Here is a 12,995-nt window from a genome sequence, read left to right as displayed (position 1 = left end):
TAGTGGCACGCGTCATGGAGCCTCCTTACCGTTCAGAATGGTCAAACTCCCCTCATGTAATTCGACACACCTATAGGCTGCCCTCCGTCATATGTCGATAATGGGAGCGGCGAGTCGGTTTCGCGACAGCACGCAGATACTGCTGCCAGTCGGTGCGCTCGACGGCATTCGCGAGGAGTTGGAACAGCGGTTCACTGTGAGCGTTCATCAGGAAGGCGAGCAGATCCGGATAATTGGCTCCCCGGTCGAAATCAAAGACGCGAGCGATTTCCTTGCTCGGAACGGTGTGACGTTCGCCTGAACTAACGAGGGTTCTATTCTTTGTCGTGCTGACCGTCCGATGATGAGTCAACGGTGAGTGTTCGTGCGTGTGGGAGCCTCACGCAGGTATCCGTGAAACGCAATCCTTTAAACTGCCGCGAGGATTCCACTATGTATGGCTGGAACTATCGAAGTCCTCGTTCCCGGTGGGGAGGCCAACCCTGGCCCGCCACTCGGTCCGGAACTCGGCCCGACACCGGTGGACGTGCAGGCAGTCGTACAGGAGATCAACGACCAGACCGCAGCGTTCGACGGTACCGAAGTCCCCGTCACCGTCGAGTACGACGACGACGGCTCCTTCGAGATCGAAGTCGGTGTCCCACCGACAGCTGAACTCATCAAGGACGAGGCCGGCTTCGAGACCGGCAGCGGCGAGCCCCAAGAGGACTTCGTCGCTGACCTTTCCGTTGATCAGGTCAAACAGATCGCCGAACAGAAGCACCCTGACCTGCTGTCCTACGACCTCACGAACGCCGCAAAGGAAGTCGTTGGGACGTGCACCTCCCTCGGTGTCACTATCGAAGGCGAGAACCCACGCGAATTCAAGGAGCGCATCGACGCAGGCGAGTACGACGACGTGTTCGCGGCCGAAGCACAAGCGTAAGTCGGACTGGCGTTGCTGTGCGACTGCGTGTGTTTTCCCTTGTTTTTGACGCTTCTGAGCCACTGCACAGTCGATGGGACCCCCATTATTGACTGGTCCCTGCGAACCGGAAACACGCCTGTCAGCGGTCCTTGGGCTGGTTCGACGGGTTTAAGTGTCGCATTGGCGTCTACCCGCACGAGACAGGCATCCGCCTGTTTCACTGACCCGTAGAAGCCGATTGGCGTACTACGGAGGTGAACAATGGCAGATCAGGAAATAGAGAACGCAGTCTCGCGCGCACTCGAGGACGCACCTGAGCGGAATTTCCGCGAAACGGTCGACCTCGCTGTGAACCTGCGCGACTTAGATCTTAACGACCCGTCGAACCGCGTCGACGAGTCCGTCGTGCTTCCTGCTGGCACCGGCCAGGAGACCACTATTGTGGTCTTCGCCGAGGGCGAAACCGCCCTTCGTGCCGAGGAAGTTGCAGACGACGTACTCGACGAGGACGAACTCGAGGAACTCGGTGGCGACGACGACGCCGCCAAGGACCTTGCCGATGACACTGACTTCTTCATTGCGGAGAAGGGACTGATGCAGGACATCGGTCGCTACCTCGGGACCGTCCTCGGCCCGCGTGGGAAGATGCCGGAACCGCTCGACCCCGACGACGACGTCGTCGAGGTCATCGAACGCATGAAAAACACCGTGCAGCTCCGCAGCGGGGAACGGCGAACGTTCCACACGCGGGTCGGCGCGGAGGACATGTCCGCCGAGGATATCTCGGACAACATTGACGTTATCCTCCGCCGTCTGCACGCGGACCTCGAGAAGGGCCCGCTCAACATCGACACTGTCTACGTGAAGACGACGATGGGGCCTGCGATGGAGGTTGCCTGATATGAGCGCCGAATCCGAACGCAAGACCGAAACCATCCCCGAGTGGAAGCAGGAAGAGGTCGACGCCATCGTGGAGATGATCGAGTCCTACGAGAGCGTCGGCGTCGTCAACATCGCCGGGATTCCGTCCCGGCAGCTGCAGGACATGCGACGTGACCTGCACGGGACCGCCGAACTCCGCGTCTCCCGGAACACGCTGCTCGAGCGTGCGCTCGACGATGTCGATGACGGACTCGAAGACCTCAACAGCTGCATCACCGGGCAGGTCGGACTCATCGGGACCGACGATAACCCGTTCTCGCTGTTTCAGGAACTCGAGGCCTCCAAGACGCCTGCACCCATCGGTGCCGGCGAGGTGGCCCCGAACGACATCGTGATTCCGGAAGGCGACACGGGCGTCGACCCCGGTCCGTTCGTCGGCGAACTCCAGAGCGTGGGTGCCGACGCACGCATTCAGGAAGGCTCCATTCAGGTCCTTTCTGACTCGACGGTGCTTGACACCGGCGAGGAAGTCTCTCAGGAACTCGCAAACGTTCTGAACGAACTCGGTATCGAACCGAAGGAGGTCGGTCTCGACCTTCGCGCCGTCTTCGCCGACGGCGTGCTGTTCGAACCCGAGGAACTGGAACTCGACGTCGACGAGTACCGGAGCGACATCCAGGCGGCTGCCGGCCGAGCGTTCAATCTCTCGGTCAACGCCGACTACCCGACCGCGACGACGGCCCCGACGATGCTCCAGTCCGCTCGTGGCAACGCCAAGAGCCTCGCGCTCCAGGCTGCCATCGAAGACCCCGAGGTCGTGCCTGACCTCGTGAGCAAGGCTGACGCACAGGTCCGTGCGCTCGCCTCGCAAATTGACGACGAAGAGGCACTCCCAGAGGAGCTTCAGGGCGTTGAGGCCGACGTGGCGACAGAGGAACCGACTGACGACCAAGACGAGGACACCGCATCCGAGGACGACGCGGACGCCGACGACGCGGCCGAAGAGGCCGACGAAGACGACGACGATGATGGCGACGCCGGCGACGCGCTCGGAGAGATGTTCTAACAACACAGACTACAACAATGGAATACGTATACGCTGCACTCATCCTGAACGAATCGGGCGAAGAAATCAACGAAGACAACCTCACCGACGTGCTCGACGCCGCGGGCGTCGACGTCGAGGAGTCCCGTGTCAAGGCCCTCGTCGCCGCCCTCGAAGATGTCGACATCGAGGAGGCCGTCGACCAGGCCGCTGCGGCACCGGTGCCGGCAAGCGGTGGCGCGGCCGCACCCGCAGAGGGTGACGCCGACGAGGCCGACGAGGCCGACGAGGAAGCCGAAGAAGAGGCTGCCGACGACGGCGGCGACGACGATGACGATGAAGACGACGAGGCAAGCGGTGAAGGCCTCGGCGAACTCTTCGGCTAATTCGGTTCAACACAGCTCAGCTTTTCTTTGCGTACGCTCGACCGGTGAGCGAAGTCGATACACTGGCACTGCCGATAGCCGTGTGTTTAGTATCCGATTGGACAAGCTACGCCCGAGTCAGTAATGCAGTGTGTACCGCCTGATACACGAGCATAGCGACATCGCAAAAAACAGATCTGCTGCGGGCTTAACTTCCGATTGTAATCGTATCTGAGTCAATCGAGATGGGTGAGTCGTTAGTGGTTGCGCCGCTCTCGTCAATTTCCTTAAGATATATTTCACCCGTCGCAGTATCGTCAGGTGACCCGCTGGCTGTGTCGTTGTGCACTGTGACCTCGTACGTGTAGTACCCGGGGTCAAGGTCAGTGTCGTAGCCAGCCCACGCCGGATACGTATCGACACCGCGCAGGTCACCGCTACCGACTGTGGCGTTCGTAGAGCCTGTGAACACGGTTGACCCGTCGCTCTTGTTTTTAATAGTGAGGGTCACCTCGCGCTCGTCACCGACTGTACCGTCATTAAGCACCTCGACGGTGAGCCGTTCTGCTCCTCCGTTCCGTTCGATGAGCGTCGAAGTATTGTATGTCTGTGAGCCAATATTGATTCCCTGTGTGTCGTTTACCACGACATTCGACCGGCCGACGAAGAACGACTGCTTTGCTGAGGTGCTGTTCCGTGTCTGCACGTAGTACGTGTGGTTGCCACGGTCAGATGGGAGACTGAGGTTTACCTGCTTCGTCTCCTTGCTCGTGAGAAGGGAAGTTGTCGTGGAGTCAGACACTGTAAATGTCGAACCCACGTTGTCAGTGTTCTTTGCATAGAGCTCAATCTCGGCGGTTCCGCCTTCTCCACCGACGTTCGTGATGTCGACCGTAGCGTTTGCAGACTCATCGTTGTCGATTGTGCTCGTAGCACGCACAGACTCGACTTGCATGAACTGGTCGTCGATGTCGCCGACGTAGATGTTTCCACCCCATTGCTTACCAGTAGCGGATTCGGAGCGGTTAGGGTTCGTAAGATTGAATCTGTACTGGTACGATTGACCCGGTGCCTTACTTGCAGTCGCGAGCTCAATGTCGAACTGCGCCGTTTCGTTCACCCCGATCTCCGTACCTTGCGTCTCGGCTGTGCTTCCATCGAAGGTAGGCGTAAGCTCTGCGGTACCGGCGGCAGTACCAACGTTTTTGACCGTCACCGTTGCCTCCGTGTCGTCTGTCTTCGGGGTACGAGCGGGGACATCAACATCAACGAATCTGAATCTCGGCTCCGCAACCTCATTCTCGATGGAATTGGTTCTGAAGATAACTACCGCGTCGTTGTAGTCAGGGTCGCCGTACCCGTATGCATTGTCAGGGTTAGCGTTATTTTCTGAGAGTTCATAGAGGTACACGAATTCACCGTCGGCAAGATTAAGCCTCGCTGAACCGTTTTCGAGTTCAGTGAGCCGTTGCTCGCCAAGCATATCCCGGAGGTTGCGCTGTGCCTTCCCGGCCTGACCGTAGCCAGGGATTACCTCCCCATCGGCCAATATGTCTGCGTTCGTGCTGTTTTCATCGGTCGAAATCCGGACCCCACCTGGGTAGCTGCATCTCTCAGTGTAGTAGTTCGTGCCGTCTATCTTGAATCGAATGTCCGTGTTCGTCGTCTCATAGCAACGGTACGACGTAGCGGTGACGGAGAAGTTCGAATTCTTCTCGAAAGTCTTGGTGAACTCATATGGGTCCGGATAGTCGTCGTTAATCAGCCGCCGTTCAGCATAGGGGCCGTTCACATCGCCGTCTTCGAAGTTGTAGCCTACATCACGCCACAGTGGAATCTCGTGGTTTCCGGACTGGTTTTCCACGACCAGAGACATATCTACTTTCGCGTGCGTAATCTGATAGCTGTTACTGCCCTCAAGTTCAGCCCCTTTGAGTTCGATTGTCGCGTTGACCCTTTCATTGGCGGTTATACCCTTTCCGTCACGCTCGACCGCAGTGTTCGACCGCACGTTCAAGATTCGCCAAGCAGTCTGGTTTCCAGTGGTGAAGTTCAGTCGATAGAGTCCGTCTTCGGACGGCGCTGTGACGGTCTGTGAGACCGTCGTACGCTCTCCCGGATCAAGCTGCTCGTCCCTTGACTTGTCGTCTCCCCAGTCTCTTCCGATGCGAAGCGTCTGGGAACCTGCCGTTCCACCGGTATTCGTGACATTGAAGCTGACTTCAGTCTTGTTCTCCGGCCTGACCGGATTATCCACGCTGAGGCCGGTAATATCAAACACTGGTGGGGCCGACGCGCCGACAGTGAAGGTCCCGTAGCTACGATCGTCTGGTGTCTCGACAATGTAGGTGTAGTTACTGTATGACGGAGCGGTGAGCGGACCGCCAGTGAGAGTTACTGCCTCTTTCTCTGAACCGCTGTTGGTTCCGTTGAGTGTGAGGGTTTTCGCCTTCGATGCAACCTTTGTATTTGACTCGTTCTTTATTCGTATTTTGACGGTATCGGATTTGCGAATGTTGCCAGTGTTTTCGACTGTCGCCTTGATTGTGACCGTATCACCGCTTTTTACCCCTCCCGGTGGCGAAACCGACGTCACCTCGAAGACACCGACATCACCGACAACGAAGTAGTGGCCGTCGTCACTGTACTGCGAATACGTGTCGTCGTTCGTCGCGACTTCGATATCGTAGGTCCCGTTCTCGTCGGTCGGCATCGCCGAACCAAAGTCAACTTTCCGAGTGTTACCCGGATGGACTGTCACGTGCTGCGTGGCGTTCACAGAACCATTAACCAGAAGCGTGACGTTCTGTTCGGCCGTCATACTGCCGTTGTTTTTGACTGTGACATTCGCTTCTGGGACCTGGTTCAGCCGTGCTGTCGAAGGGATTGAGGCACCAGTTATGTTTAGCGACGGTGACCCGGGCACAGCCGTGTAGTTGACTAGTTTGTAGGCCTTGTCCTGCTCAGATGCCACAGTGAAGTTGTGTACGCCACTGTCGGCATCTATCGACTTGCTGACCCGGGCTGAATCTCCACCAGTAAGCGTGACCTGGGTTGTCTTATTATTTGACGCCCCGGACCGATTCAGTTTGACCGTTTGGTTGTCTTGCAGGCCCCCAGTGTTCCGTATCGTGGCACTCACTCGTGCCTTTGTATTGTCTGTTGGATCTTCTTTCACCGACATATTCCGTATTTCGAACGCCGGGTCGCTCACGTTACCGAGCGCAAACCTGATGTCGATTGTCTCACCAGGCTCCACTGAACTCGGGGTCACCTTGACGTACTTGTCGTCGTGTGCGCTCTGTGCCCAGTCCGCCCACGCGCGAGCGTAACTGCTGTTCTCGATTGTCAACGTAGCGTTGGTGACCTGTGACGGAGCGCAGGTGGTGCTCGGCGAAGAAGAGTCCCACGAGCCGTTCCGTACGCCTTCGTATGTAGCCTCAGTGAACAGCGCCGTCTGAAGTGCTGCTTCGTGTGATCGGTTCGCCGTCGTGTTCGACTGAATCGCAACCGAACTTCCCCCGATCTGCTGCCCGGAGATATTCGCGAACGAGACTGACAGCGCCCCTTTATCATAGTTCACAGCCGGGGGCGACGACATCGTGGCACCCGAGTCGGTCATCCGCCATACACCGCCGCCCTCATAGCCGACTTCTTGGCCGTTTTTCTGATACTGAAGCGTCTGCAACGACCGGTTCCCCGTCGAACAGGTCGAGTTACTGTTCAACGTCAGATCGTATGTCGCATCGTCTGTAACAGCGACATCAGACCGAACCCGATCTGGGACTTCAACTGATTCACTGGTGTCTGACCGCTGGAAGCTCTGATCAACCGACAGCAGAACCTCCTCAGCGAGTTCGACGTTCGCGTCGTCGTTGACGTCTCCGATCGTCTGTTGCCCCACTTGAACGATCAGTACGGCACCAATGATGACTGCACTCGCCAACAACACCACACCCAGAACGTGCGATACACCCCGATCTCCAGCCCCCCGGCTGCCCCACTCGAACATACTCAATTACATACCAACTATTGCACATAAGTGTACTGTTTCACACTGTTTCGACAAAACAGCGACATAGGTTGGTGAACTTGGATTATAGGTGCTCAGCTATAAGCACCATTTCACTCAGTGACAGTGGCTGACATCCCGGACTATGTTTTGTATGTGGGACGGTGGTGACTCCCATGGTAAAAACTGAATCCCGAATTCGATGACCAAGCCAGAACCGACACAGCACGGAATTTCCGCTCCAGATGGGAAAATCAGCGCTGCTATTTGGATTCGCGTCTCCGATTTACGACGGTAAAATGAGGATGGACTCGCCGGGATTTGAACCCGGGGCCTCTCCCATGCCAAGGGAGTGATCTACCCCTGATCTACGAGCCCTTGCGTGCATTGTCTGCTTTCCGATGGGATTGCTTAAACCCATCGAAGCACCGGGACATAGAGAACCGGCCCCACGATTTCGGTTAGACCAGTGTTGCATCGACCCCGCAGGGTACGCAGAGATCTGGTAATTGGAGTTACAGTACGGCCATAATGGCTATAACGACCGAGGCCATCCCTACAGTAATCTCAGTTCAGTGGATCAGGCTCATGAACCGTAGGAGAAACGAGACGCAGTCTAACGACCGGCATGTCGGCCGGTCACGCTGGATCGAAGAGCGCCGGCGCGGGCAGACGACGCTGGATTTCGCGATCGGTATGAGCCTGTTTCTGAGCGTCCTGATATTCATTTTCCTGTTCATTCCGGGGCTGTTGTCGCCGTTTTCTGCAGGGGTTCAGGAGGAGACGGTCACGACCGACAGAGTCGCCGATGGGCTCACAATGGGGATGCTCGGTTCGCCACAGCAGCCGTACGTTCTGGACGAACACTGTACACGGGAGTTTTTCGCTGGGAACGCACCGCCGTCAGGATGTGGCTACGATTCCGGTGGGAGGACGGAGGAACGGGTCGGGCTCGACCCGGCCCGGGAGAACGTGAACGTCACAATCCGGGGGAACGCGACGGGGACACCAGCCGCCGACGAAATTCTGTGTTGGGATGGAGCAAGCGAGGAACTCGTCGAAGCCGGGACCGGCTGTGGAACGATACTCACGACCGGCGGGAACCCGCCGGCAAACAACGACGCGTCGGTCACTGCGTTGCGGGTGGTCTCGCTGCACGGACAGGATGTCACAGTTCGCGTGGTGATGTGGTAGTATGCGTGCGCAGGCGCACACGCTCGAAGCTATCGTCAGCGGAATGCTGTTACTGGCAAGTCTGGTGTTCGCGCTACAGATGACAGCAGTGACGCCGCTGTCCGCGAGCACATCAAGTCAGCACATCGAGAACCAGCAGCAGGCAATCGGGCACGGGGTCCTCGCCTCCGCGGCGGCAGAAGGCGCACTGAAACCGGCTGTGCTCTACTGGGACAACAGCACGGCGCAGTTCCACAACACGGCCGGTGGTCGGGAGTACTACACGAACGGGCCGCCGGACAATCGGTTCGGGGAGTTACTAGAGCGTGCGTTTGACCAACGGGGAATCGCCTACAACGTCTATTTCAGATTCCAGAACACGCAGGAGCGAACCGTCACGACCCGCTACGTCTACAGCGGTGAACCGAGTGACAACGCGGTGCGTGCGGGCCACACCATCACGCTCATGGACGACGACCACCTCCGTGACGCGGACGGGACGCGCAACAGCACACGGATCGGTGACCCGACGACCGATTATACGGTTTCAGATACCGGAAAGAACGTCTACAACACGGTCAGCGTGGAGGTGGTCGCGTGGCGCATCTGAACGACGACGAAGGCGGACAGATAATCCTCATCGCCGCGCTAGCGCTTGCGGTGACGTTCATTGGCCTTGCGCTGGTCGTCAACTCCGCGATTTACACGCAGAACCTCGCGAGCCGGGGCGAGGTTGCCGGGAGCAACGACGCGCTGGAGATGCGGGCGATGGTGGAGACGAACGTTGGGCACGGCATCACCGCGGCTAATAGGTACAACTACTCGACCCAGACGGCGCTCGAAACCGGTGTGCGTGAGAGTATCCGGACCGTCAGTACACAGACGGAACGCCAGCGGGTCACGAGTGGGACGCTGGTGAACGTCACACTCGCCGGCTCGCCGACCTACGGCACGCGGATCGTCCAGACCAACACGTCACTGTTCGAATCCGGCGAGGCGACACCGAGCGCCGATTGGATGGTCAGAGAGCGGGTCACGCGCCCGGGTGACGGAACAAACGCGACCAGACGGTTCGTCATCAACGCGACAGCGCTCCCCAGTTCGGGAAGCGAGTTCGTCGTCGTGGCGAACGGTACCAGCGGCAACCCGAAATGGACGATGCGAGTCTGGGGCGCCGTCGGCCCCAGCGGCACGGTCAACGTGGAAGTCGACACGCCGAGCGGCACGCAGACCTGTGCTGTCCCTATCGAGGAGCCGCACGCCAACATCGACGTGACCGGCGGAACAGTCCAGAGCGAGCCGTGTCTTGCGCTCCAGGGGGGAAGCTTCGACGGGCGGTTCGCCCACGGCGTCGGCGACGAGTACAACATCACCTACAAGCGGGGCGACCAGATCAAGGGGAACTACTCGATGGTCATCCGCGATAGTACGCCAGCCAACACGCTCGATACAGCGCCGGCGTCACCGTTCAGCACAACCGCCATCTACAACACGACCGTCCGCTATCGCTACGACACGTCGAACTTACGGTACGATGCAAAGATACGGGTGGCCCCGGGTGAGCCAGATGCGTCGTAACCGCGCCGTCTCGACGACGCTGAGCTACACGCTGAGTCTGGCTATCGCCTCGATTCTGGTGTCCGGCCTCCTCATTGCTGGGGGCAACTTCGTCGAAAGCCGGCAGGAGCAGGTCATCAGGGACGAACTCGAAGTCGTCGGACAGCAGGTCGCCGCCGACATCACGCGTATCGACCGGCTGGTGGTCGCTGCCGACAACGACCCGACTGCGCGGCTGAATCACACGTTCCCGGCGCGGGTGAGTGGAACCGGCTACCGGGTCTCGATTGACTCCACCGCCGATGAACTCACACTCAAATCGACCGCCCCGGAGGTGTCGGTTACTGTGTCACTCACAACCCGGACAGCTTTGGGAGACTCCAGCGCTGGCGGCGGTGTGATAACTGTGTTCTACGACGAATCGAACGACCAACTGGAGGTCCAAGATGGCTGACCGCGCCGTAAGTGAAGTACTGAGCTTTGCCCTGGTGTTCAGTCTCATCGTGGCGTCGATAATACTCGTCTCAGTAAGCGGCCTGGGGGCGTTACAGAACGCTCGGGACGCAGAGCAGATGGAGAACGCTGAGCGGGCATTCGATGTGCTCTCGGACAACATCGCGGACCTCCACAAACAGGGGGCACCCAGTCGCGCGACCGAAGTCAGCCTCGGCGAGGCATCGCTCAGGACGGGCGAAAACACGACGATATCGGTACAGGTCCACGATGGGACTGCCCCCAAAGACGTCGGGACCTGGGAGATACGACCGATTATCTACGCCGGCAATCAGGAGCGCGAGCTCGTATACGAGGCCGGGGGAGTGTATCGGACGAACCGGGACGGTGGCGTGCAGAAACGGACGCCGCCGATACTCGTCTCAGATGACCGCGTACTCATCACCGTGGTCGGCACAACCGCCAGTGACCAGCAGAGCCTGGGCGGGTCGACGGTACTTGTCCGGACAAACCACCGAAGCAGCAACGTCTCGTTCGCCGATACCGGTGGGAACATCGAACACGTCAACGTCAGTGTCGACTCGGCCCCACAGCGTGAGGCGCTCTGGCAGTCCTACTTCGAGAGCGAAGGGTTCACGTGCGCGGCCAACGGCTGGTGTAATTTCACGTCGTCCTCCGGCGATATCCAGCGGACGTACGTGGTCTATCACGACATCGCAGTCGACATCGACCAGTAGCCGGTCGACTACCCGCTGGTCACGTTGATTCGGTTCTTCGAGACGTGGAGGTACGTCAGCCGGATGATGTTCGTGTTCTTCGGAACGGCCCGTTCGTTTCTGAGCGCCCGGTCGTAATGGACCAGCCCGCCGTTGTCCACCGTAACTGACCCGGCGACGAGGCCGCCGTACAGCTCCGCCTTCTTGAGTGAGACGCTGCTGGCACCGACGCCGCCGGCGGGTGCGTAAATCACGCCCTCGAACTGCGGAGTATCGGTATCCCCCTCGATGACGGCGTCGAAGTCCGACTGGCCGTACACCCAGAACTGCCTGGAGTTGTTGGCGTTGTCGATGTTGACGTCCCCGGTACGATAGATGTGGAAGTGGTGGCCGCTGGCAGACGTGGCCTCGCCTTTGACGTAGAGACGGACTTTCCCGTCACCGTTGACTTTGATCCGTCCGCTGTTCTCGATGTAGACGTAGTCCCGGACAGCGATAGTCACGTCGTCACCACCTGTGTTAATCGTCAATGTCTCGCCGTTCAGCGTCAGGTCTTCGAAGTAGTACGTGCCTGCGTCGAGCGTCTGGTCGCCGCTGTCGAGCTGATTCCCCGAAATACTCCCGGTCGCGCCGTTGTCATTGGTGTCGCTTGCGTTGGCGACTCGCCGGTTCACCAGGCCGTCGATGGCGCCGGCTCCTTCGACACCTGAAATCTGTCTGACATCGCCGTTGACAGTACCTTTGATGTGCTTCGTGGTCGAGTATTCCACGTCACGGGTGACGACACCGCTCCCCTTCACCTCGACCCGGTTACCGGACCGAACAGCGCCGTCCACCTCACTGTTCCCTTTGACGTACACGTCACCGGCTGTGGTGATCGTGCCGAACGCCCCTCGTGAGGCTGAGTAGTCGCCGAGAGACGAATTGTAGCTATCCGTTCGAGCGGGGTCGGTACCACTGCCGGAGAGTGTAATCTGTCCACCGGCGGACGTGGCCGCGACGGCACTTGTCACTTCTCGCGGCCCCGTCGGCACGACCAGCGTGGTGGTCACGCTGTCGTTTTCGTGGTCGTAGTACGCGTCGCCGTCAGTCCGCTCTTCGAAGTAGCGCCCCCATGACCGGTAGTACTCGCTCTGGACGGTGATGTTGACCGTTCCCGTATCCAGCGGATTGATGTTCCCAGCCGCCTGGTCGGGATACACCTGCGTCGTGTTGCCCTTCGAAATACTTGCCCGTGGTCCAAGCGAGCGGTCACCGCGGACGGTGATGAGTGGGAGCGTTAGCGTTGCGTCGCGGTAGTAGAACTCCGGCGGTGAAACCATGACACTGCCGCTGCCGGAGCGCCGCCACACCCCGCCGCCCTGATAGGCGACTTCCTGGTTCCCGTTTTCGTAGACAACCGCGCCGAGGCGCTCATCCATCAATGTGGTTGTCGTCGAGGGCGAGGCCGAGTGGTTGGTGATGTTGACGGTCATCCGACCCGCGGTGTCGTCGATTCGGTACGTCGATTTGTCCGTCCCGACGAGTGATACCCGCTGGCTGTCGGCGTTCCCAAGCGCCACCAGCGCCGCCTGAGAATCCAGCTGGGTCATCCCAGTCTCCGCCCGGGAGACATCGAGCCCGGCCTCAGTATCGACCAGCGCCGTCGCTCCCAGGCTGACAACGACACCGGATCCAACGATGACGAGACTCAGAACTAGTAACAGCCCGAGCGGGGCTGATTGTGCCCGCTGCTGACCCCGACCCTGACCCCAGGGGAATCGCATTATCCGACAGTAGCTATCACACCTGATAAGGCTGCTGGCCGCCCCGTCGATAGTCGTCACCAGCGGCGGTCTATGGCGGACACAGCGAAAACAGACTGGCGGCAAGCGCTACTACTTCT

Annotated in this window: 12 protein-coding genes and 1 tRNA gene; 10 read left to right on the top strand and 3 right to left on the bottom strand. The window is 59.1% G+C overall.

What is annotated here, in order from left to right; genetic code table 11:
- Positions 1 to 100 precede the first annotated feature (100 nt).
- The 5 genes from AV059_RS13245 (at position 101) to rpl12p (ending at position 3,220) form a co-directional block, all read left to right on the top strand.
- Entirely contained in the window at positions 101 to 301 is a 201-nt protein-coding gene (locus AV059_RS13245) for a hypothetical protein (RefSeq protein WP_004957035.1), read from the top strand.
- A gap of 135 nt (positions 302 to 436) precedes the next feature.
- Entirely contained in the window at positions 437 to 925 is a 489-nt protein-coding gene (locus AV059_RS13240; RefSeq protein ID WP_004957037.1) for a 50S ribosomal protein L11, read from the top strand.
- Positions 926 to 1,168: 243 nt separating this feature from the next.
- The gene (locus AV059_RS13235) at positions 1,169 to 1,807 is read left to right on the top strand and encodes a 50S ribosomal protein L1 (RefSeq protein WP_058995078.1); all 639 of its coding nucleotides are present in this window, start codon (positions 1,169 to 1,171) and stop codon (positions 1,805 to 1,807) included.
- A 1-nt stretch (position 1,808) separates the two neighbouring features.
- Positions 1,809 to 2,855, top strand: a complete 1,047-nt coding sequence (locus tag AV059_RS13230; protein WP_058995076.1) for a 50S ribosomal protein L10 — start codon at positions 1,809 to 1,811, stop codon at positions 2,853 to 2,855.
- Between the two features lie 17 nt (positions 2,856 to 2,872).
- A complete protein-coding gene (rpl12p, locus tag AV059_RS13225) occupies positions 2,873 to 3,220 on the top strand; it encodes a 50S ribosomal protein P1 (RefSeq protein WP_004591725.1) in 348 nt (115 codons plus the stop codon).
- Between the two features lie 187 nt (positions 3,221 to 3,407).
- Here rpl12p and AV059_RS13220 read toward each other — a convergent pair whose 3' ends face one another.
- Positions 3,408 to 7,211, bottom strand: a complete 3,804-nt coding sequence (locus AV059_RS13220) for a hypothetical protein (RefSeq protein ID WP_058995074.1) — start codon at positions 7,209 to 7,211, stop codon at positions 3,408 to 3,410.
- 306 nt (positions 7,212 to 7,517) lie between these two features.
- Positions 7,518 to 7,589: transfer RNA gene (locus AV059_RS13215), tRNA-Ala, on the bottom strand.
- A gap of 210 nt (positions 7,590 to 7,799) precedes the next feature.
- Here AV059_RS13215 and AV059_RS13210 point away from each other — a divergent pair.
- The 5 genes from AV059_RS13210 to AV059_RS13190 are packed head-to-tail and all read left to right on the top strand — an operon-like array spanning position 7,800 to position 11,131.
- Positions 7,800 to 8,405, top strand: a complete 606-nt coding sequence (locus tag AV059_RS13210) for a hypothetical protein (protein WP_058995072.1) — start codon at positions 7,800 to 7,802, stop codon at positions 8,403 to 8,405.
- Between the two features lies 1 nt (position 8,406).
- On the top strand, positions 8,407 to 8,994 hold the full coding sequence (locus AV059_RS13205) for a hypothetical protein (RefSeq protein WP_058995070.1): 588 nt from the start codon (positions 8,407 to 8,409) through the stop codon (positions 8,992 to 8,994).
- A complete protein-coding gene (locus tag AV059_RS13200; protein WP_058995069.1) occupies positions 8,982 to 9,962 on the top strand; it encodes a hypothetical protein in 981 nt (326 codons plus the stop codon). The genes AV059_RS13205 and AV059_RS13200 overlap by 13 nt, the downstream gene beginning before the upstream one ends.
- A complete protein-coding gene (locus AV059_RS13195; protein ID WP_058995067.1) occupies positions 9,952 to 10,395 on the top strand; it encodes a hypothetical protein in 444 nt (147 codons plus the stop codon). The genes AV059_RS13200 and AV059_RS13195 overlap by 11 nt, the downstream gene beginning before the upstream one ends.
- Positions 10,388 to 11,131, top strand: a complete 744-nt coding sequence (locus AV059_RS13190) for a hypothetical protein (protein WP_058995065.1) — start codon at positions 10,388 to 10,390, stop codon at positions 11,129 to 11,131. The genes AV059_RS13195 and AV059_RS13190 overlap by 8 nt, the downstream gene beginning before the upstream one ends.
- A gap of 8 nt (positions 11,132 to 11,139) precedes the next feature.
- On the opposite strand, the gene AV059_RS13185 is transcribed toward AV059_RS13190, so the two are convergent.
- Complete coding sequence (locus AV059_RS13185) at positions 11,140 to 12,876, bottom strand: polymer-forming cytoskeletal protein (protein ID WP_058995063.1); 1,737 nt, start codon at positions 12,874 to 12,876, stop codon at positions 11,140 to 11,142.
- Positions 12,877 to 12,995: the final 119 nt, after the last annotated feature.

The organism is Haloarcula sp. CBA1127 (assembly GCF_001485575.1).
In the GTDB taxonomy this organism is placed as follows: Archaea; Halobacteriota; Halobacteria; order Halobacteriales; family Haloarculaceae; genus Haloarcula.
The sequence above is the reverse complement of the archived record's forward strand: the minus strand, read 5'-3'. Positions and strand labels throughout refer to the sequence as shown.